Genomic DNA, 22,014 nt, shown 5'->3' with positions numbered 1-22,014 from the left:
ACTGGAGCAACTGGACTACAAGGAATCCAAGGTGAAAAAGGAGAAAAGGGTGATCAAGGAGAAAAAGGCGATACGGGAGCAACCGGGGTAACAGGACCACAGGGCATCCAAGGTGAGTCTGGTGAAATAGGGCCGCAAGGTCCGCAAGGTGAAAAAGGTGATACGGGAGCAACCGGTGAGACCGGCGCAATAGGTCCACAAGGAATCCAAGGGGAAAAAGGAGATACGGGAGCAACTGGTGCGATTGGACCACAGGGAATCCAAGGGGATAAAGGAGAAACAGGAGCTACCGGTGAAATCGGGGCAATAGGACCACAGGGCATCCAAGGTGAGTCTGGTGAAATAGGGCCGCAAGGTCCACAAGGTGAAAAAGGTGATACGGGAGCAACCGGTGAGACCGGCGCAATAGGTCCACAGGGAATCCAAGGGGAAAAAGGAGATACAGGAGCAACCGGTGAGACTGGAGCAACAGGTCCGCAAGGGGAAAAAGGAGATACCGGAGCAACTGGTGCGATTGGACCACAGGGAATTCAGGGTGAAAAAGGAGATACTGGAGCAACTGGTGCAACAGGACAACAGGGAATCCAAGGGGAAAAAGGCGATACAGGAGCAACCGGAGCAACAGGAGCAAAGGGCATCCAAGGTGAGACTGGTGAAACAGGACCACAGGGTCCGCAAGGGGAAAAAGGAGATACTGGAGCAACTGGTGCGATTGGACCACAGGGAATTCAGGGTGAAAAGGGAGATACTGGAGCAACTGGTGCAACAGGACAACAGGGAATCCAAGGGGAAAAAGGCGATACAGGAGCAACCGGAGCAACAGGACCACAAGGAATTCAAGGGGATAAAGGAGATACGGGAGAAAGCGGCGCAACAGGACCACAGGGAATTCAAGGGGGAAAAGGAGATACAGGTGCAACCGGTGAGACTGGCGCAATAGGACCACAAGGAATTCAGGGTGAAAAAGGAGCAACAGGTCCGCAAGGGGAAAAAGGAGATACAGGAGCAACTGGGCCAACAGGACCGCAAGGCATCCAAGGGGAGACTGGTGAAACAGGACCACAGGGTCCGCAAGGGGAAAAAGGAGATACCGGAGCAACTGGAGCAACTGGACTACAAGGAATCCAAGGTGAAAAAGGAGAAAAGGGTGATCAAGGAGAAAAAGGCGATACGGGAGCAACCGGGGTAACAGGACCACAGGGCATCCAAGGTGAGTCTGGTGAAATAGGGCCGCAAGGGGTAAAAGGAGAAACAGGAGCGACTGGGCCAACAGGACCGCAAGGGGAAAAAGGAGATACTGGAGCGACCGGTGAGACCGGAGCAACAGGACTGCAAGGAATTCAGGGTGAAAAAGGAGAAACTGGCCCGCAAGGAATTCAAGGTGAAAAAGGAGAAACAGGAGCAACTGGGCCAACAGGACCGCAAGGCATCCAAGGTGAGACTGGAGCAACAGGTCCGCAAGGGGAAAAAGGAGATACAGGAGCAACTGGGCCAACAGGACCGCAAGGCATCCAAGGGGAGACTGGTGAAACAGGACCACAGGGTCCGCAAGGGGAAAAAGGAGATACCGGAGCAACTGGCGCAACTGGACTACAAGGAATTCAAGGGGAAAAAGGAGAAAAAGGCGATCCAGGAGAAAAAGGTGAAAAAGGTGATCCGGGAGAGGGGGGCAGTATAAACACCAATCTAACTCAAAATACAAGCACTGGACTTATATCTTATATCAATGAACAAGCTGAGACACAAACAGTACAGTTGGTTTCAACTGACACATATAATGCAATAAAAGTTGGATCAGACGGTGGAGTCTTGCTTCAAATAAACTATGGAGCAAGATGGACAAATACAAACACTTCTACAAACCTCAATAGTGACAATACACAGGCCCCAATTTTTGGCAACCAAGATTATAAAGATGGTGAAAATGACCTATATCAAGTAAGTGGAAATACACTAATTGTAAAAAAAGCCGGGCGATATGACATTAGAGCAAATTTAGCTTTATACTCAACCTCCACAAGATCCAACACAAATGCCCGAATAGCAATTAACGGAACACCCTTAGGAGCAAAAGGTGCATCAGGTTATATCCGAAACGCCACTGGTCATAATCATTCAAGTGTTCATGTAAATGAAATTTTAAATCTTAATGTCAATGACGTCATTTCAGTGCTAACCTTTCGAGAAGCTGGTTCAGGTAATGTATATTTTAACGAATCGGGAGAATCAAGTTTTATGATAAACAAAATAAAATAAGCTATGAATTTAAGGCTCTCTTTAATAGTATTTCAATTGAGTTTTGTTCTATTTGCTCAACAACCGATTCATAACTTCGGAGGTTTGCAACTTCACAAGAAGGGCTCCTTAGGTTTCCACGGAGACCTTATCAACGATGGTACATTTGATTCAAACCTAGGTTTGATTGGTTTTTATAGTGAAGAAGAAAATATAGTTGTATCCGGTAAGTTCATTCCGTCTTTCAATGATCTCGAACTTGCAGTAGAGGGAAGTTTATATTTGGAAACCCCTATACATATCGACAATTCAGTAAATTTTATTTTTGGAAACATTTCCTCAAGAGCTGGTTCCAAAAAAATATATACCCAGTTTTCTGAAAATGCATTTTATGACGGAGCCTTGGATCTTTCAAAGATAAATGGACAAGCAGCGGTTGAAGGTCAAAAAGTATTTAGGTTTCCTGTTGGGACCGAAAACAACATTAGACCACTAAAGATAAAATTTATTGATGGCCCGTTCTTGGCCAAGTGCGCTTACTTTGAAGAAAACCCCAATTTTCCACAAAGTTTTTCGAAAGGTTTTGACACCAGTCTAAAGGATGCTAACCTAGTATTCATTCATTCCGATGAATTTTGGAATATCACAACCACCGGTATGATTCAAATCACCTTGAATTGGGACACGGATAGCGACATGAACTCGAAGGTCGAAAAAATTGAAGGCATCACCGTGACAGGATGGAACAAAAAAGAAGGGCAGTGGTTTAATTTAGGATCATTGGAACATGATGGTTCTATCGACAAAGGTTGGGTAACCTCCGAAACGTTCAACGCCAACGAATATGAGATTTTCACCTTTGGCTTTTTACTCCAACGAAATCCTGGTTCTAATAACTATGCCATGAGCCCTAACGGCGATGGCGCCAATGATTACTTTAGCTTAAAATTGATTGATGATTATCCCTCCAACAAGCTCTTGATATACAACAGTAACGGAAAATTGGTGTATGAAAAGTCAAACTATAAAAATGAATTTAATGGTAAGGCTAATAAAAATACAAGCCAAAGAGAAGAGGTTTTACCGGAAGGTGTATATTTTTATATCCTGGACGTCAAAGAACACAATCTAAAATATCAAGGATATATCTACCTCGCACTTTAACCTCGTTTTCTACTTAACCATTTTTGATGCCATAACATGCATCGTTCTATATGAAAAAAGATAATTATTAAGTGGCATCAAAAAAAGATACCATAAAGTTTGTCAACTCCCTATCGGAATAATTAGTTACTTTTATTTGGCAGTTACATAATACAATGTCGTTAACATCGTTTTTGTAATAACCCACACCAAAGAAATAATAGCCAAATGGAACGAAGGTCATTTATTAAAAGTAGTAGTATTTCAAGTATTGCCTTGGCACTGGCACCAGGTTTAGCCTTGGCAAAAACAAAAGATTTTGAATACTCCATACTCGAACTTATGGGGAAAGCGGAAATAGAACTTTTTGGGGAAGGCATTAACCTGAGAGCCGAAGCCCATGATGCTTTTGTTGAAATGAAGAAAGCGGCTTACAGTGATGGAATCGATTTAAAAGTGGTTTCGAGTTACCGCAGTTTTGCGCGTCAAGAGGCTATTTTTGAAAGAAAATTTGAGCGATTTACTGAAGAAGACGGAATGGAACCCATGGCGGCTATCGATAAAATCATAGAATATTCTACCATACCCGGAACAAGCAGACACCATTGGGGCACTGATGTTGATCTTATAGATGGATATCCTAAAGCCGATGGTGATGTATTGGTTCCTTCAAAGTTTGGGGCGGGAGGTCCTTATGAAAATTTCAAAAAATGGATGGATGAAAACTCCAAAACTTTTGATTTTCACCTGGTATACACCGATAATCCCAAAAGAAAAGGTTTTAAATATGAACCTTGGCATTACAGCTTTGCCCCTATTGCCATACCTATGCTAACGGAATTCAGAAGAAAAAACATTTTGCAATTGTTGGAAAAAGAGACCTTTATGGGCAGCGAACACTTTACAAACGGATTTATAAGAAGCTATATTCAAAACAATATTTTAGACATAAATAAAGAACTTTTATAGCTTTTTTGTACCTTCCTTTCCGTTGTTAACACTACACTACCATGAACAGAGGAAGTTGGAAAATTCGAATTTTCATAGGACTGGCGATTGTTGCATTTGCCTTTATAAAGAAATGCAACAATACAGAAGAAAACCCGTATACGGGTAGATCTCAGCATATCACCATGTCGCCTGAGCAAGAAATTGCCATTGGGTTGCAAAGTGCACCCGAAATGGCCCAACAACATGGAGGTTTGTATCCTGACGAGCGTCTTCAAGCTTATGTTGATCAGGTAGGGCGAAAATTGGTACAAAACAGTATGGCCCGTGAAACTCCCTACAAATTCGACTTTCATTTATTGGCTGATGAAAGAACCATAAACGCTTTTGCACTTCCAGGTGGGCAATGCTTTATAACCTATGCACTGTTCAAACAGTTGAACGAGGAACAATTGGCAGGTGTATTGGGGCATGAAATAGGGCACGTTATAGGCAGACATTCGGCAGAACGAATTGCCTCAAGTGAATTTTGGAGAACCGCTACCATGGGAGCTACGGTCGGTGCGGGCGATATTGGCAGTGTCGTTGGAGGAATTGGCCAAAATACACTACTAAAAAATGGTCGTGGTGATGAGCTTGAAAGTGATGAGCTCGGTGTATTTTTTATGATTCAGTCGGGTTACGACCCCTATGAGATGATTGAAGTAATGAAAATCTTAAAGGCCGCTGCAGGGCCAAATCGCGTACCAGAATTCCAAAGTACACACCCCGACCCAGAGAATCGTATTGAAAAAATAAAAGAAGCAATAGCCAGATACAAAGGTCAATCGTAGCGTTAAAATCGATAAACTACAAGTTAAAGAGGTAGTTTTTTCATATATTTGCCATTCCCAGTATCTTTATACCGTCTCAAATTTAACCCTTATAGCTTTCATTAATAACTTATGCTGAATGAACATTCAGCATTTTAATAAAACTATAATGGGAACACTATCACACTTTAGTAATCTTTACACGCAGGCATTTGAAAACTGCAAACCAGCAGCATTAGTTATATTGCTGAAGGTATATTCTGTATTTTGTGCGATCATGATTTTTATGGCGATTTATGCCCTATCGGACAGAGCACTGAATGGTTGGGATTTCTAGGAAAACACGAATGGCTCTTTTACTTGAACACTAATTGAACTGATTTTCCTTATAATCAAAAAACCCGTTTGCCTGATGGTAAACGGGTTTTTTGATTGATGAACAAACTTCTAGCTATCAAACATTATTTTTAAGTACTTCGAGTACGTCTTTTGCATTCGAGAGTTTTGCATACTTCTCAATAGTCCAACCTTTATTACACTTCAGGTTAAGATCTGCTCCGTTATCAATCAATACCTCCAAGATTTCAGCTTTATTATAACGTGCGGCAAAAATCGCAGGAGTCATTCCGAGAGATTTGGCATTCACATCTTCCCCGAGGTCGATCAAACGTTTTACGGTATCAATATCTCCTTGCATAATTGCTTTACAAAAAGTACTTAATTCCTTTTTTACAATTAGTTCGGTAACAACAGTATTGTCGTTACTTGTTTCAGTTTTGGCAACAGCAACCGTTACCATCAGCATACAAAATGCCACAGCAGTCAAAATCGTTTTTTTCATGATGAGTGAATTTAGATTGATGAATAAATTATGATTATATAAATATAGACGCCCTCTATAGATTTCTGTTACACGATTAACAGTTTAATAACTAAAGTTTAACATCTACCGAAATTTAGTTCAGATTTAATTAACACTTCTCAAAAGTCTGTCTGAAATTTTAAAAAGCTTCCTAAGTTACTAGCAATGCAAGCTAAATCATGCTATTTTTGAGCTCTCAATAGAAATAGAAATGAACAAAAAAGTAATCTTGATGATTTTGGACGGATGGGGTAAATCTTCAGACCCCAAAGTATCTGCAATTGCAAATGCACAGACACCTTTTGTAGATTCGTTATATACAAAATATCCAAGCGCCAATCTGCTAACCGATGGAATGAATGTAGGCCTTCCTGACGGTCAAATGGGAAATAGCGAAGTGGGACATATGAATTTAGGCGCTGGACGAATCGTATACCAAGATCTAGCGAAAATCAACCTAGCGGTTAAGGAAAATACTTTAATCAATGAAACGGTATTGCAAAATGCTTTTTCTTATGCAAAAGCGAATCAAAAACCAATTCACTTTTTAGGGTTATTAAGTGATGGAGGTGTACACAGTCACACATCGCACCTAAAAGGATTGATAGCTGCTGGACAAGAAGCTGGGGTGAGTACCATGTTCGTTCATGCTTTTACCGATGGCCGAGATGTAGATCCTAAAAGCGGTAAAGAATATGTTGTTCATCTTGAGAATTTCTGTAAGAACACCAATGCAAAGCTGGCATCTGTAATAGGTAGGTACTATGCCATGGATCGCGATAAACGCTGGGAAAGGGTCAAACTTGCTTACGATCTTATCGTTAATGGGACGGGAGAAAAATCTACAGATATTGCCGCCTCAATACAGAAAAGTTATGACGCGGGTATAACTGATGAATTTATAAAACCTATAGTTCTCACCGATAAGCACGATGAAGCACGGGCTACAATCTCTGACGGTGATGTCGTTATATTCTTCAATTTCAGAACAGATCGAGGGAGAGAGTTGACCCAAATGTTGAGTCAGGCAGATTTTCATGAACAAAACGCACATAAATTAGACCTTCATTATGTGACCATGACCAACTATGATGACTCATTCAATGGGGTTCATGTAATTTATGACAAAGACAACATTGAAATGACCTTAGGTGAAGTATTGGAAAAAGCCCGTAAAAAACAGATCCGTATTGCGGAAACCGAAAAATACCCGCATGTTACTTTTTTCTTCAACGGAGGAAGAGAAATCCCATTCGAAGGTGAGGAGCGAATTTTATGTCCTTCACCGAAAGTTGCCACCTATGATCTTCAGCCTGAAATGAGTGCATATGACATTCGCGATGCCATTATTCCTGAGTTAGAAAAAGGAGAGGTCGATTTTGTTTGTTTAAATTTTGCAAACCCTGATATGGTAGGACATACGGGTGATATGAAGGCGGCAATCAAAGCCTGTGAAGTTGTTGATAGTTGTACAGAGGCTGTTGTTACTGCGGCACTTGAAAATGGGTATACTACCATTGTTATTGCCGATCATGGCAATTGTGAAACGATGATCAATCCCGATGGTAGCCCTAATACTGCCCATACAACCAACCCTGTTCCCCTGATTTTAGTGGACGATAATTTAGAAGAAGTTAAAGATGGGGTTTTAGGAGATATCGCTCCAACAATTTTGAAATTGATGGGTATTCCTCAACCGCAGGCCATGACCCAGAAACCTTTGGTATAAACTTTTGCGCAAAAACTTTACCTTTGCCGATTATGATAATACCCAAAACAGCAGAAGAAATAGAGTTGATGCGCGAAAGCGCTTTGATTGTATCAAAAACCTTGGGAATGTTGGCCAAAGAAGTAAAGCCAGGTGTAACCACTTTACATTTAGATGCGTTGGCTGAAACCTTCATTCGTGATCATGGAGGCGTTCCTGGTTTTTTAGGATTGTATGACTTTCCCAACTCACTTTGCATGAGTCCGAATGCTCAGGTGGTTCATGGTATTCCAAATGACACACCTCTAGTGGAAGGCGATATCATCTCTATCGACTGCGGCGTTTTAAAGAATGATTTCTACGGTGATCATGCCTATACTTTTGAAGTTGGCGAGGTTGCACCAGAAACTAAAAAGTTACTTCAGGTTACCAAAGCCTCTTTGTACGTTGGTATGCGTCAGTTTAAAAAAGGAAATCGCGTTGGTGATGTCGGCCATGCCATTCAAAAATATACAGAAGATCACGGATATGGAGTCGTACGAGAATTAGTAGGTCACGGTTTAGGGCGCAAAATGCACGAAGACCCCGAAATGCCAAATTACGGGAAAAGAGGTCGTGGTAAAAAGTTTGTTGAAGGGATGGTCGTTGCCATTGAACCCATGATCAATCTCGGAACTAGAAGAATCAGACAACTCAAAGACGGCTGGACTATACTCACCGCGGATGGAAAACCCAGCGCACACTTTGAACATAACGTGGCCTTAGTTGATGGAAAACCCGAATTGTTATCTACGTTTCAATATGTTTATGAGGCACTGGGTATTGTTAGCGATGAAGAGGAAGAGTTTCGTCAAAAGAAACTTCAGCTTTAGAAGTAGCACAGGATGAAGAAACTGTTTAAATACATCCTAAATACTGTTCCAAGACCTTTATTGATTAAGCTTAGTTACCTTGCCCGACCTATATTGGCTTTTGCAATGCGCGGCGGAAATCACCTTGACCCCATAGATCAAAAACAATTCAAGAGTTTTTTGCCCTACGGTTATGAAAATCCAAGAGCAAATGTTTTATCACCATCCACCCTATCGCTTGAACGTCACCGTTTGTTATGGCTCTATCTCAAAAACGAAACGAATTTCTTTACAGCTAGCTTAAAAGTGCTGCATTTTGCGCCTGAGCAGGCCTATTACAAAAGGTTTCGTAAACTAAAGAATTTGGAGTATACGACCACCGATTTAAACTCCCCTTTGGCCGATGTAAAAGCCGATATCTGTAATCTTCCTTTTGAAGACAATGCTTTCGATGTAATTTTCTGTAATCATGTTTTGGAACATATTCCTAATGATACAAAAGCTATGCAAGAGCTCTATCGTATTTTAAGACCTGGTGGTTGGGGTGTTTTTCAAATTCCGCAAGACTTAAGCCGAGAAACCACCTTTGAAGACGACAGTATAACTGATAAAAAAGAACGTGCAAAAATCTTCGGTCAGTACGATCATGTGCGTATTTACGGGCGTGATTACTTTGATAAACTTAGACGTATTGGTTTTGAAGTTAATGAAGTAGATTATACTGCTACAATGACTTCAGATGAAATCGAAAGGTATCGTTTGGCAAAGGGTGAATTGATTCCTTTTGTCAAAAAGTAATCAATCTAGCACTACTTTCTTAAACCCTTCTGTCATAAATTCCTCGGTTTCGCCATTTTCATCAAGGTATATGATATAGGCATCAATAGCCCGTTGCTTCATCAAATACTTTACGGCAACCTCTACATCCATCGCCATAAAAGCCGTGGCATAAGCATCTGCCCTGGCACAAGTAGCTGCCAAGACATTAACAGCTAACGTATTGGAGCTCTTCGTAAAACCCGTTTTCGGGTCAATAGTATGCACATACTTTTTGCCCGTTACGGAATCAATTCGAAACTTCCGATAATTTCCAGAAGAGGCCATAGCCTTATCCTGTAGTCGAATCGAAATCTTAGCTTGCTCTGCTTCCGGGTCTTGAATAGCAATGCCCCATGCTCTATTACTAGCCGTATTTTCTCCTTTGGCTACCAGCTCTCCCCCTACTTCTAGGAGATAATGTTGAATTCCTTTTTTATCCATTAGGGCCGCCAAGCGATCTATAGCGTATCCCTTGGCTATGGCATTAAAATCAAAATGAATGTTTCTATTTTCCTTTCGGATCGTTTTACTCGCTGTTAAAGCCACTTTTTCAAACCCAACATACTGCATCAAACTATCTACGCCTAAACTATCTAATAAAACCTGCTTACCAGGACCAAACCCCCATGCATTGACTAACGTACCAACCGTTGGATCGAAATACCCATCTGTCTTTTCATATATCTGTTTGGAAAGTTGAAATACCTCTTGAAACATTTCGTCAACCACCACCGTTGAATCACCCCGATTTATCTTTGAAATATCCGAATCTGGAATATATGTAGACATCGACTTATTTACAGCAGTAAATACAGAATCGATTTCTTGTTGATAGTTCAGCTCTTCATCAGCCAAATAGATAATACTATATGAAGTGCCCAACGCCGCTCCGACATTTTGGTTTTTAAATATATTCGGTTCCGAGGTACATGAAAAGAGGAGACCTGCAAGCAACAATGTGGTCAGCGCCTTGCAAGTTTTAAAACAATAGTTCATAGCGTTAGGTAATTTGATCGCTTGCGCACAGTTGGTGTCGTTTAAATTTTAACCAAACCATCATAATCAACAATATACTCCTCATTCAGATAGACCGGAAGATTATAGTCGGCTGCATTCACCAATCCAACTCCGGCATAAAAGGTATCTGCTTCAAATTTTAAGGCATGATCTCTCATCTTGTTCAAATCAGCTCTAAAGAATTCAATATCCTTTGGATCTCCCGGATACTCAATTCCCTTGACCACAATAAAGTGCAACTTCTTCTCCCTCAAACAAACGAACTGCGGGTTCTTTTTCAGCTCGCTGTTCACAGCCATAAATTCAAAGCCTTCGGCTTCCAATTGTTTACCTACGATGTTCATCGCCAAATTATGAAGTTCTTGTTCTGTTAGCGGTTGCATGTTTATATTTTATCTAGTACATCTTATAGCGCATGGGGTAATCTGTTAGTTTTTAGTACAAAGCCAATTGATTACAGAGCTTTACTCGTAAAGACCAGCAAATTAAAAAACCGATAACAAAATATCGGTTTTAAATATGCAGTAAGCTTCACGAACACATCGCAACTCTCTTAGATTTTAAAGCGCTATATCGATTGCACCACCTAAGGCCTAGCAATACTTAAATATGGCTTGGCCTTTAGCCACCAAAATCATCGAATCGGATATGCTCATCTGGAATTCCGAAATCCTCACCCATTTTTTGAACCGCTTGGTTCATCAAGGGGGGGCCACAGAAGTACAATTCTATATCCTCTGGTGACTCATGGTGATTCAAATAGTTGTCGATTACACAATTGTGTATAAAACCAACGAAACCATCACCAGGAGCATCTATGTTCTCTTTAACCTTCCAGTTATCCTCTTCCATAGGCTCAGAAAGTGCCAAATAGAACTTGAAGTTCGGGAAGTCTTTTTCCAATTGATAGAAATGATCTAAGTAGAACAATTCACGCTTTGAACGACCACCGTACCAGTAGGTAACTTTTCTATTTGTTTTTAGGGTTTTGAACAAGTGGTATAAGTGCGACCTCATTGGCGCCATTCCAGCTCCACCACCCACATATAGCATTTCTGAATCAGACTCATTGATAAAGAACTCTCCATAAGGACCCGAAATGATCACATCATCGCCAGGTTTTAATCCGAAGATATAAGAAGATGCGACCCCAGGGTTGACATCCATCCAACCGTTTTTGGAACGATCCCATGGTGGCGTCGCAATACGTACGTTCAACATAATCTCTCTTCCTTCTGCAGGAAAGGAAGCCATTGAATAGGCTCTTTCAACCGTTTCAGGGTTTTTCATTACCAAGGGCCATAGGTTGAACTTGTCCCATTCGGTTTGGAATTTATCTGGCGTCTCATGCTCTTCTGGGTGAGCTGTAATATCCATATCAGCAAACTTCACCTCACACTGCGGTATTTCAATTTGAATATACCCACCAGCTTTGTAACCCATATCCTCAGGAATCTCAACTACAAACTCCTTGATAAAAGAAGCCACGTTGTAGTTGCGAACAACTTTTGCAGGCCATTTCTTGATTCCAAATACTTCTTCAGGAATGGTAATTTCCATATCCTGCTTAACTTTTACTTGACAAGCCAAACGTGCCCCGTGGTTCAATTCTTTTTTGGAAAAGTGCGGCGTCTCAGTGGGAAGCGCTTCCCCTCCACCTGAAAGTACATGGCACTCACACTGAATACAAGTTCCTCCGCCGCCACAAGCAGATGGCAAGAATACTTTTTGATTTCCCAAAGTAGTTAACAGTGAACTGCCCGAAGCCACCTCAACCTTTTTCTCTCCATTAATAGTAATGGTTACCGGACCCGAAGGTGATAGTTTTTGTTTAGTGAATAACAACAAGGCGACCAAAGCCATCAGAAGGATCAAAAAAGACACCACCGTGATCAGTATCGTTCCACCTGTACTTGCAACTAACATCATACTTATTTCTGTATTAAATCGTTATAAGAGACTTCTTTTTCTTCCATCTCTTTTTTGACTTCTTTTTTCTTTTCCTCAAGCGTCTGAACTGTTGTGTCTTCAACCTCTGCAGGTGCCTCATCGCCGCCTGTCAACATGCCACCAAAGCTTTGAAAACCAATGCCCATCAAACCTGTAATGATAAAAGTAATTCCCAATCCTCGCAAAGGAGGTGGTACATTAGAATATCTAATCTTTTCTCGAATCGCAGCAATTGCCAATATCGCCAAGAACCATCCGATACCAGAACTCACGCCATAGTTCAGAGCCAATCCTAAGGTTTCAATTTCTCTTGCCTGCATAAACAAAGACCCGCCTAAAATAGCACAGTTTACCGCTATAAGAGGTAAAAATATACCTAGAGAATTGTAAAGCGAGGGCGAGAATTTTTCCACCACGATTTCGACCAATTGTACCATGGTTGCAATCGTAGCAATGAAGAGAATAAAAGATAGGAAACCTAGGTTGTAATCGGCATATTCCTCTCCTAACCAAACCAAAGCACCATCCTGTAATATATACTTATCCAACAACCAATTCAGAGGAACGGTCACAGCCAAAACGAAAATAACCGCTGCTCCCAAACCTACCGCAGTTGCTACCTTTTTAGAAACGGCCAAATAGGAACACATTCCTAAAAACACAGCAAATACCATGTTATCTATGAAAATGGACTTAAAAAATAATTCTATATGCTCTAACATAATCTATGCTTAAATCGCTTATTAATTTTCTTCTACTAGGGCTGGATTTTTCGAACGCTGTACCCAAATGATGATTCCCACAACTATCAAGGCAGCTGGCGGAATAATCATAAATCCGTTGTTTTCGTATCCTGTGGCGTACAATCCGGTTTTTGCTATTGGATCTCCAAGTACGGGAAAACCCAACAATGTTCCTGAACCTAATAACTCTCTGAAAAAACCAACAATAATTAATATTACACCATAACCCAGGGCATTTCCTATGCCGTCGAGGAAAGATTTCCAGGGTCCGTTGGCCAAAGCAAAAGCCTCAAAGCGTCCCATAATAATACAGTTAGTGATAATCAACCCTACGAAAGCTCCAAGTGTTTTGCTCAACTCATAAGCAAATGCTTTTAATACTTGATCTACTATAATCACCAAGGTAGCTACTACAATAAGCTGTACAATAATTCGAATTTTAGAAGGTATAATATTTCTCATCAACGAGATGACCACATTACCAATACCCAAAACGAATATTACCGCAACTGACATTACAATTGAAGCTTCAAGCTCAGCAGTAATTGCCAATGCTGAACAAATACCCAATACCTGAATGGTAATGGGGTTATTGTCTGCCAAAGGGTCTAATATTAAACCAGCATCTTTTTTTGTTAATAGTCCCATTCTTAATTTCTAACAGTTTCTAAATAAGGTTTGTAAAGGTCAACAGTCTCTTTAATCATTGCGGCAACACCGTTTCCAGTAATAGTAGCGCCAGCCAATGCATCAACTTCATTATCGTCTTTTGTTTTGTTCAGCGGATCATTATTTCCTTTCGCTACTTGTATTCCTGCATAACGTGTACCATCTAAAATACTTTCACCAGCAAAATCATCCATAAAATAGCGTTGTTTGATGTTGGCACCCAAGCCTGGTGTTTCACCTACATGGTCAAAATAAACACCTTGAACAATCATTTGGTCATTTAGTGCGATGTAACCCGAAATTGCATCCCATAGGCCTTTACCGTACATAGGTAAAATGTGGGTTTTCTTTCCATCTTTTGAACCTATAAATATGGGAAAGCTTGCGGCATCGCCATTTTTATTATTGGCCAACTGCTTTTTCAGATCAAGTAAATACGCCTCATCATTTTCGACTGTTTTACCATTTTCCAAAACCAGTTGCTCAGTGATGTATTTTGAAAATTCTGCTTCTACTTTATCTTTAGATACAAACGTAACACTAGCCTCATCATTTTCATTTACACCCATTGCGTAAAGGATATTTTGCTGCTTTTCAATACGTTTGTTCTCTTTAATTTTCCCGCTTAAACTAGATGCGAAGAAAGCTAACAATGAGCCAACCACCACAACCATCAAGGCTGCAAAGAACACGGTGTAACTATTTTTATCTGTATTAATCGCCATAACTAAACTGTTTCTGCTTGAAGTTCTGCCGTTTTACCCTCTGAATCTTTGGGGTGAATAACTGCGTTTTGTAATCGTTTCATTCTTCGTTTCACATTGCCGCGAACTACATAATGATCAATCGTCGGTGCAAACACATTCATCAAAAGAATTGCCAAGAAAACCCCTTCTGGATAAGCAGGATTAAACACGCGAATCATCACTGAAAGGAATCCGATAAAAAAGCCATAAATCCATTTTCCACGATTGGTTTGAGCCCCAGTTACCGGATCGGTTGCCATATAGACAATTCCAAACGCCAATCCTCCTACTATTAAATGTTGCCAGAATTCAAAGCTCATCAATCCATAGAACTTGCTGGTTTCGGTAATCCATCCCATATCGACAACCTGATTGAAAATCAATCCCATAACCAAAGAACCTAAAACTGCACTCAGCATAATTCTCCAACTTGCGATCTTACTAAAAATCAAGAAAAGCCCCCCAAGCAAGATTAACAAGGTTGGTGTTTCACCTACCGAACCCGGAATAAAACCATAGAACATATCCCAAACATCGTATTTTGCCGCCATTTCTGCCCCATTGTTCTGTGCCAAATAACCAAGTATGGTTTCTCCTGAAATCGCATCTACATTGGTAGCGCCTGCAAGAATCGCCTCAGAGCGCTCACGGGCTTCATGTACCCAGACTTTATCGCCACTCATCCAAGTTGGATACGCAAAGAACAAGAAAGCTCGAATAGTTAATGCGGGATTCAATATGTTCATTCCAGTTCCTCCAAAAACCTCTTTTCCGATAACAACACCAAAAACAACTGCTACGGCCAACATCCAAAGCGGTGTATCAATAGGAACAATCAACGGAACCAGAATTCCAGTAACCAAATAGCCTTCTTCGACTTCGTGACCCTTAATTACTGCAAAGATGAATTCAACCAAAAGTCCAACTCCATAAGATACAGCTAGTAAGGGTAATATTTTTATGATACCGATCCATGCGTTGTCCCAGGTCAAGAAATGTTCCATCAAAGAGAAATTCTCTGGAAAACCGTTTATTGCAGCATAATGTTGATAACCGGCATTGAAGATCGAGAACAATAAAACGGGGACCAAGGCCATAATTACCGTGTTCATTGTACGCTTCAAATCATCAGCACCACGAACGTGAGAACCTGAATGGGTGGTTTCATCGGGCGAGAACAAAAACGTATGTATGGCATTGAATGCAGGAGCCATCTTTTTGTCTCGGTAATGATGTTTTAAGATGTGTAGTCTCTTTTTGAAAGTCAATCGTTTATCACTCATCTTTATCCTATTTCTTGTTGTAATAAATCCAGTCCGTCACGAATGATTTGCTGGTGTGGCTGTTTGGAAACGCAAACAAATTCAGTCAATGAGAAGTCTTCAGGAGCCACCTCATACAAACCAAGCTGTTCCATTTCATCTAAATCTTTAACCATGCACGCCTTAAGCAATTGCAATGGATAAATATCAAGCGGAAAAACCTGCTCGTATTGACCAGTTAAAACGAAAGCCCTATGCTCACCATTGGTGTTCGTATTCAGGTCAAATTTTTTGTTTGGCATCATCCAAGAAAAGGTCAATGCCCTGGTAGCAGATATTTTATTGAAAATGGGTTTGTTCCATCCGAAGAATTCATAATCATCTCCTTCAGGAATAGCGGTTACCGTATTATTGTAATAACCTAAATAGCCATCTTGGCTGCTTTTTGAGCCCGTAAGAACATCTCCATTGATTACCCGGAAATTTTCTCCATTGACACCACTTCCATATAGAAAGGTAGCTACTTCGGTTCCTATTTTAGTTCTATAGTACTTCGGTGTTTTTACAGAAGAGCCCGCCAAAGCTACTATGCGTTCAGCGTTATAAATTCCCGTCAATAGCAGTTCACCGATAATTACCAAATCTTGTGGTGAAATAGTCCACACCAACTCTCCCTTATTAATCGGATCGATTTTATTAATTTGGGTTCCAACCAAGCCTGCAGGATGTGGCCCTGAAACCTTATGTAATTCTATTCCGGTCAACCCGGCTAAAGGTGAGTTTCCTGATTTACCAACAGAAACATGAACTTTACCTGGGGTCAACTTAGCTAACGCATCAATAGCAGCTTGCAATTCAGCTTCCTTTCCTTGCAACACATAATTCGGATCGGCGGCCAAAGGTGCCGTGGCATATCCTGATATGAATATCGCTTTCGGTGTCGTATCAGGATTCGCGATCACATCGTAAGGTCTTTGTTTAATAAAAGGCCAACAACCTGCCTTTTGAAGATGTGCTTTGATTTCGTGTGCAGAGGCCCCATGTACATCCAATTTTGAATGTGCTATACTTGACTGTGTTTTATCAGCCAATATTTTTAGGGTCAAAATGCGTCTTCTCGCCCCTCTTTCGATTTCTATCAATTCTCCGCTAACGGGAGAAACAAACAACATATCCTCAACGTTCTTATTGTAAAAAAGTGCTTCGCCGGCTTTCACCTCTGCACCTTGCTTTACTAACATTTTGGGAGTTATTCCGTGAAAATCGTCAAGATTGATTGCGTAAACATTGCTTAAAACGGCTTTTGAAGTAGTTTGTTCGGCAGCGCCAACAAGGTTGATATTCAAGCCTTTTTTGATTCGGATGTCTTTAGACATATACTATAGCCCTTAAGGTTATCAAAATTTGGTGCAAATTTAGTACTAAAACCGTTGTTTTCATAATTATAACCTAGAAATTTAGGCATTACAACGAGCTTAATTTTTTGGGTATGCTTTTTGTTTACCTTTGTCTAAAAAATAGGTCCTAAATGCGCATAAGCCTTAAACAAATCTTCTTTTTGCTTTTTGCTTCGTCAATTTTTGCACAGGTTCAAGAGGAGGTAAATCCCCCTGAAAATATCAAATCGATTATTTTCAAAGGACCTACCGAAGATCAGTTCCCGGTTGTTAAAATTGGTGAGCAAATTCGATTGGAATTTGATGATGTCTTAGCGAACGAGCAAGATTACTATTATAAGATAGTGCATTGCGATTACGATTGGACACCATCGCAACTTTTGAAGTCGCAATACCTTACCGGGGTAGACAACCAACGTATCATAGATTACGAAAATAGTTATACCACCTTACAACCCTATTCGAATTACCGTTTGACCATTCCTAACGACAATGTGCGATTGAAAGTGAGCGGTAACTACCTAATAGAAATATATAACAATAGTTACGAACTTCAATTTTCGAGAAGATTCGTCGTCTATAATGATATCGTACAGGTTGGCGCATTGGTGAAACGTTCACGTGATTTTAAGTACCTGAATGAAAAGCAGGTAGTTCATATCAATATCAATGCCTCTAATTTTCGGTTGGTCAATCCGAAAAAGGAAGTAAAAGTTGCCATTTTGCAAAACTATCATTGGCCAACAGCGATTTATAATATTCCGCCACAGTTCACCATAGGAAATGAGCTGGTGTACAAATATGATAAGGAAACTAGTTTTTACGGAGGTAACGAATTCTTGAATTTTGACACTAAAGACCTGCGTGCACCCACATCGGTTATTTCTCATATTGAGTTACAAGATATTTATCATCACTATTTGTTTAGAGACCGATACCGATTTAAAATACCATACTCATATTATCCTGACATTAACGGCGATTTTGTAATCAGAACGCTACAAGGAACTGACGTTTCACGGGAGGCGGAATATACCAATATTCACTTTAAGCTACCTTATGCTGAGGAGTTGGCCTTAGATGAAGTCTATGTCTTCGGAAAGCATAACAACTATGCCCTTACCGATGAAAACAAAATGAGCTACAATGAAGAAACGGGCATGATGGAGGGTATTCTCATGATGAAGCAAGGTTTTTACAATTATAAATATGTGATCAAACGGGAAGACGATGTAGTAGACCTAAATACGGTTTCAGGCAATTTTCATTTTACAGAAAATAACTATTTGGTTTTGGTCTATTATCGCAATTTTGGAGACCTGTATGATAGTATAATAGGTATAGGATCTGCCAATTCGAGAAACATCAGCAACTAGCTAGTTTTCGAAGACCGCTCTTGTTCATTTTTATGTGGCCTTTATTCCTAAAGAAGCGACTAGATAAGACTTCTGTCTTCTACCCGCTGTTCCTTCTATTGAAATCTAGCAAAATAACATATATTTGACCATCTTTTACCACTGATGAGCAACAAACCAATTCTTAAGCAAAAAGGTCGTTACGGACTGCAATATCGAGGTGTCGAATGCACCAATTGCAAACACCCTTTAGACGTCAGTGACAAATACTGCCCCAACTGCTCACAAGCCAACAGCACCAAAAAACTAACTTTAAAAGATTTCTTCGATGAGTTTTTTGCCAGTTTGATCTCCTATGATTCCAGGCTGCTCAAAACACTTTCTGCCCTATTAACAAAACCAGGTAAAATTACCCGTGACTATGTTGAAGGTAAACGAGTTTCTTATACAAATCCGTTCCGATTTTTACTAAGTCTCTCGATTATCTATTTCTTGATGGTCAACTTCAGTACTAATTTTGCTGACTTAGATAAATATGGTGCAGGAAAAGAAGATAGTATTTTCGACAAGGTTAGTTCGATCAATATTTCCAATGAAATTCTAAAGCTCGATTCCATAGAAATTAAAAACGATGAAAAAAAACTTCTAAAAGTTCTAGATACGCTTAATGTCATTGCAGACATTAATAAAAGAGATTCTATCATGATGGCCAATCCTAGAGAACACTTTGGGGGGCTACTAGAAAAACCGTTTTTTGAAAGGTTTGGGGCAAAGAGAGAGTTTTTTACTGTCTTTCTAGAAAAGAAGAACGTTTATAGTTTTGATGAAATACCAACTGATTTTGGAGTTGAAGAATCTCGTGAAAATAAGTACGCTTTCAATGCAGCGAAAAGCTTTTTACGTCTAAAACAGCAGCCCGGAAGTTTTCTAAGTGATCTAATATCAAAGTTGCCCTTTGTGATATTTTTCTTCCTTCCGGTCTTTGCTTTTTTCATTTGGTTGGCATACATCCGAAAAAAATATACCTTCACCGAACATCTCATCTTTAGCTTTCATAATCAATCATTGTTGTTTATCTTGCTCATAATTAGCTTTTTAGTAGATTCCGTTTTTGATATTTTTACTGGTTGGCTCTTCTTTTTGATTTTTGCCATCTATTTATTTTTAGCAATGCGGAAATTCTATCAACAAGGATTTTTTAAAACTAGTGTTAAATATATATTTCTAAATACTATTTTCTTTATTTTAGCCATGTTCGCCATGGTAATCCTTTTTACAGGAAGCGCATTTACCTATTAGAACTAAAAGTTTATGATTACACAGGTTACAAAAGGCATTAAGGTTTCGGTTAATACTAGTTTTGAGGGCACCTTCTTCAAAAATTACAAGATGCATTTTGCCTTCGGTTACACAATAACAATAGAAAATCAAAGTAAAGATTCAGTGCAGTTGACTTCACGGCATTGGGAAATCTTTGATGCCTTAAATGAAATGGAGGTTTTGGATGGTGAGGGCGTTATAGGTAAAAAACCTGTCATAAAACCCGGCGAATCACATACCTATAATTCTGGGTGTCTTTTAGCCTCTCCCATAGGCGCCATGAAGGGTTATTATAATATGGTGAATTTTAGTTCTACAGAAAAATTTAGAGTTTACATTCCTACCTTTAGATTTAGCGCACCTTTCGCATTGAACTAAAAAAGTTCAAACTCAGATATCAAACTTCTTTAGTCGTTTCTGTTACATAAACAACAAACGTTCCTTACCTTTGCCCAGTTCAAATTAAAAAATTTATCTCCATGGGAAAAGGGTTTTTTCAAGTACCAACTGCATTCAATGAGCCTATAAAAAGCTATGCTCCGGGCACTCCAGAACGTGATGCTGTACTTAAACAATACAAGGCATATTACAATTCAAGTGTTGAAGTACCCATGTACATCGGCAAGAAAAAGGTTAAATCAGGAAAGACAAAACCAATGTCTCCACCACACGATCATAAACACAAGGTGGGCAAGTATCATATTGCTAATAAGTCACATGTAACTGAAGCCATAGATACCGCTTTGAAAGCGCGTAATGCTTGGGCAGATTTAACTTGGGAGCAGCGCGCCGCAATTTTCTTGAAAGCCGCAGAATTAATTGCAGGGCCTTATCGTGCAAAAATCAACGCGGCTACCATGATCGCCCAGTCAAAAACAATACATCAAGCTGAGATTGACGCGGCCTGTGAGTTTATTGATTTTCTTCGATTTAACGTTGAGTATATGTCTCAAATCTATGAGGAGCAACCCGATTCGACCGAAGGTATTTGGAATAGAGTTGAGTATAGGCCTCTAGAAGGGTTTGTATACGCGATTACGCCTTTTAATTTTACAGCTATAGCAGGAAATCTTCCGGCTAGCGCTGCCATGATGGGAAATGTCGTTGTTTGGAAGCCTAGCGACAGCCAAATCTTTTCTGCCAAAGTGATTGTTGATGTTTTTAAGGAAGCCGGACTTCCAGATGGCGTAATCAACGTAGTTTACGGAGATCCTGTAATGATTACGAAAACAGTATTGGCGAGTCCTGATTTCGCCGGTATACACTTTACGGGCTCAACCCACGTTTTTAAAGAATTATGGAAGCAGATAGGGAACAACATCCACACATACAAAACCTATCCAAGAATTGTAGGTGAAACGGGCGGAAAGGATTTTATAGTAGCACATTCCTCTGCCAATCCGAAACAAGTAGCTACTGCGATTGTTCGCGGTGCCTTTGAATTTCAAGGGCAAAAATGTAGTGCAGCATCTCGGGTGTATCTTCCAAAGTCGAGAGCAAACCGCATTTTAGATTTGGTCAAGAAAGATGTAGAATCGTTCAATCCTCCAGGGTCACCAGAAGACATGTCGAACTTTATTACGGCTGTAATTCACGAAGGTTCATTCGATAAATTGGCAAAGTATATTGACCAAGCTAAAAAAGATAGAAAAGCCAAGATTCTTGTGGGAGGCAATTACGACAAATCTAAAGGATATTTTATAGAGCCAACGGTAATCGTTACTACAGATCCTAAATACACGACTATGGAAACTGAACTGTTTGGCCCTGTGGTTACCATATATGTTTATGACGACAAAAACTGGAGTAAGACCTTAAAACTAGTTGATGAAACTTCGGAATATGCATTAACAGGTGCCGTACTTTCTACCGACAGGTATGCAATTGACGAAGCTACCAAGGCATTGCAAAATTGCGCTGGTAATTTTTATATCAATGACAAGCCTACTGGGGCGGTCGTGGGTCAACAGCCCTTTGGTGGTGCTAGGGCATCAGGAACAAACGACAAAGCTGGTTCTGCACAAAACTTATTGCGTTGGGTGTCGCCCAGATTGATAAAAGAAACTTTTGTGACACCTGAAGACTATCGTTATCCATTTTTAGGATAGTTTTTCTAAAAATCAATGTAAATAAAGCGCTGGTTAATTAGTTAACCAGCGCTTTATTTTTAAACGCAA

General features: G+C 40.1%; 20 protein-coding genes and 1 pseudogene. 12 read left to right on the top strand and 9 right to left on the bottom strand.

The window, feature by feature from the left end; translation table 11 throughout:
• From ABJN95_RS01075 to ABJN95_RS01055, 5 genes and pseudogenes are all read left to right on the top strand, one after another.
• A pseudogene (locus ABJN95_RS01075) lies at window positions 1–2,256 on the top strand (hypothetical protein); the annotation flags it as partial.
• A gap of 3 nt (window positions 2,257–2,259) precedes the next feature.
• Window positions 2,260–3,399 carry a gliding motility-associated C-terminal domain-containing protein gene (locus ABJN95_RS01070; RefSeq protein WP_348368129.1) on the top strand — a complete coding sequence of 380 codons (1,140 nt, stop codon included), beginning with the start codon at window positions 2,260–2,262 and terminating at the stop codon, window positions 3,397–3,399.
• A gap of 207 nt (window positions 3,400–3,606) precedes the next feature.
• Window positions 3,607–4,347: a M15 family metallopeptidase gene (locus tag ABJN95_RS01065; RefSeq protein WP_348368128.1), complete on the top strand. Its 741-nt coding sequence runs from the start codon at window positions 3,607–3,609 to the stop codon at window positions 4,345–4,347.
• Window positions 4,348–4,388: 41 nt separating this feature from the next.
• Complete coding sequence (locus tag ABJN95_RS01060) at window positions 4,389–5,159, top strand: M48 family metalloprotease (protein ID WP_348368127.1); 771 nt, start codon at window positions 4,389–4,391, stop codon at window positions 5,157–5,159.
• A 118-nt stretch (window positions 5,160–5,277) separates the two neighbouring features.
• A complete protein-coding gene (locus tag ABJN95_RS01055) occupies window positions 5,278–5,475 on the top strand; it encodes a DUF6747 family protein (RefSeq protein WP_348368126.1) in 198 nt (65 codons plus the stop codon).
• A gap of 117 nt (window positions 5,476–5,592) precedes the next feature.
• Here ABJN95_RS01055 and ABJN95_RS01050 read toward each other — a convergent pair whose 3' ends face one another.
• Complete coding sequence (locus ABJN95_RS01050) at window positions 5,593–5,979, bottom strand: ankyrin repeat domain-containing protein (RefSeq protein WP_348368125.1); 387 nt, start codon at window positions 5,977–5,979, stop codon at window positions 5,593–5,595.
• 232 nt (window positions 5,980–6,211) lie between these two features.
• Between ABJN95_RS01050 and gpmI the strand changes: the two genes are divergently transcribed.
• Genes gpmI through ABJN95_RS01035 form a run of 3 tightly spaced genes read left to right on the top strand, consistent with a single transcriptional unit; the run spans window position 6,212 to window position 9,357 of the window.
• Window positions 6,212–7,729, top strand: coding sequence for a 2,3-bisphosphoglycerate-independent phosphoglycerate mutase (gene gpmI / locus ABJN95_RS01045; protein WP_348368124.1), 1,518 nt, complete (start codon window positions 6,212–6,214; stop codon window positions 7,727–7,729).
• Window positions 7,730–7,761: 32 nt separating this feature from the next.
• On the top strand, window positions 7,762–8,580 hold the full coding sequence (gene map, locus ABJN95_RS01040; protein ID WP_348368123.1) for a type I methionyl aminopeptidase: 819 nt from the start codon (window positions 7,762–7,764) through the stop codon (window positions 8,578–8,580).
• Window positions 8,581–8,592: 12 nt separating this feature from the next.
• Entirely contained in the window at window positions 8,593–9,357 is a 765-nt protein-coding gene (locus ABJN95_RS01035; RefSeq protein ID WP_348368122.1) for a methyltransferase domain-containing protein, read from the top strand.
• On the opposite strand, the gene ABJN95_RS01030 is transcribed toward ABJN95_RS01035, so the two are convergent.
• The 8 genes from ABJN95_RS01030 to ABJN95_RS00995 form a co-directional block, all read right to left on the bottom strand.
• Window positions 9,358–10,374 carry an FAD:protein FMN transferase gene (locus ABJN95_RS01030; protein ID WP_348368121.1) on the bottom strand — a complete coding sequence of 339 codons (1,017 nt, stop codon included), beginning with the start codon at window positions 10,372–10,374 and terminating at the stop codon, window positions 9,358–9,360.
• A 41-nt stretch (window positions 10,375–10,415) separates the two neighbouring features.
• Complete coding sequence (locus ABJN95_RS01025) at window positions 10,416–10,778, bottom strand: Na(+)-translocating NADH-quinone reductase subunit F (RefSeq protein WP_348368120.1); 363 nt, start codon at window positions 10,776–10,778, stop codon at window positions 10,416–10,418.
• 238 nt (window positions 10,779–11,016) lie between these two features.
• On the bottom strand, window positions 11,017–12,324 hold the full coding sequence (nqrF, locus tag ABJN95_RS01020; protein ID WP_348368119.1) for an NADH:ubiquinone reductase (Na(+)-transporting) subunit F: 1,308 nt from the start codon (window positions 12,322–12,324) through the stop codon (window positions 11,017–11,019).
• Window positions 12,325–12,326: 2 nt separating this feature from the next.
• Window positions 12,327–13,067 (bottom strand): NADH:ubiquinone reductase (Na(+)-transporting) subunit E, encoded by a 741-nt coding sequence (gene nqrE, locus ABJN95_RS01015; protein WP_348368118.1) that lies wholly within the window; start codon window positions 13,065–13,067, stop codon window positions 12,327–12,329.
• A 21-nt stretch (window positions 13,068–13,088) separates the two neighbouring features.
• The gene (locus tag ABJN95_RS01010; RefSeq protein ID WP_348368117.1) at window positions 13,089–13,736 is read right to left on the bottom strand and encodes an NADH:ubiquinone reductase (Na(+)-transporting) subunit D; all 648 of its coding nucleotides are present in this window, start codon (window positions 13,734–13,736) and stop codon (window positions 13,089–13,091) included.
• Between the two features lie 2 nt (window positions 13,737–13,738).
• A complete protein-coding gene (locus ABJN95_RS01005; protein ID WP_348368116.1) occupies window positions 13,739–14,482 on the bottom strand; it encodes a Na(+)-translocating NADH-quinone reductase subunit C in 744 nt (247 codons plus the stop codon).
• Between the two features lie 2 nt (window positions 14,483–14,484).
• Window positions 14,485–15,786, bottom strand: coding sequence for an NADH:ubiquinone reductase (Na(+)-transporting) subunit B (locus ABJN95_RS01000; protein WP_348368115.1), 1,302 nt, complete (start codon window positions 15,784–15,786; stop codon window positions 14,485–14,487).
• Between the two features lie 2 nt (window positions 15,787–15,788).
• Window positions 15,789–17,141 carry a Na(+)-translocating NADH-quinone reductase subunit A gene (locus tag ABJN95_RS00995; RefSeq protein WP_348368114.1) on the bottom strand — a complete coding sequence of 451 codons (1,353 nt, stop codon included), beginning with the start codon at window positions 17,139–17,141 and terminating at the stop codon, window positions 15,789–15,791.
• Between the two features lie 152 nt (window positions 17,142–17,293).
• Here ABJN95_RS00995 and ABJN95_RS00990 point away from each other — a divergent pair, with 152 nt between their 5' ends.
• The 4 genes from ABJN95_RS00990 to pruA all read left to right on the top strand — a co-directional run bounded on the left by ABJN95_RS00990 (window position 17,294) and on the right by pruA (window position 21,945).
• Window positions 17,294–18,538 carry a DUF5103 domain-containing protein gene (locus ABJN95_RS00990; protein ID WP_348368113.1) on the top strand — a complete coding sequence of 415 codons (1,245 nt, stop codon included), beginning with the start codon at window positions 17,294–17,296 and terminating at the stop codon, window positions 18,536–18,538.
• A 144-nt stretch (window positions 18,539–18,682) separates the two neighbouring features.
• Window positions 18,683–19,816: a DUF3667 domain-containing protein gene (locus ABJN95_RS00985; RefSeq protein WP_348368112.1), complete on the top strand. Its 1,134-nt coding sequence runs from the start codon at window positions 18,683–18,685 to the stop codon at window positions 19,814–19,816.
• 12 nt (window positions 19,817–19,828) lie between these two features.
• A complete protein-coding gene (apaG, locus tag ABJN95_RS00980) occupies window positions 19,829–20,215 on the top strand; it encodes a Co2+/Mg2+ efflux protein ApaG (RefSeq protein WP_348368111.1) in 387 nt (128 codons plus the stop codon).
• Between the two features lie 101 nt (window positions 20,216–20,316).
• Window positions 20,317–21,945 carry an L-glutamate gamma-semialdehyde dehydrogenase gene (gene pruA / locus ABJN95_RS00975; RefSeq protein ID WP_348368110.1) on the top strand — a complete coding sequence of 543 codons (1,629 nt, stop codon included), beginning with the start codon at window positions 20,317–20,319 and terminating at the stop codon, window positions 21,943–21,945.
• Window positions 21,946–22,014: the final 69 nt, after the last annotated feature.

It is taken from the genome of Maribacter sp. (assembly GCF_039974175.1).
GTDB lineage: Bacteria > Bacteroidota > Bacteroidia > Flavobacteriales > Flavobacteriaceae > Maribacter_C.
This window is presented reverse-complemented; position numbering and strand designations above follow the sequence as displayed.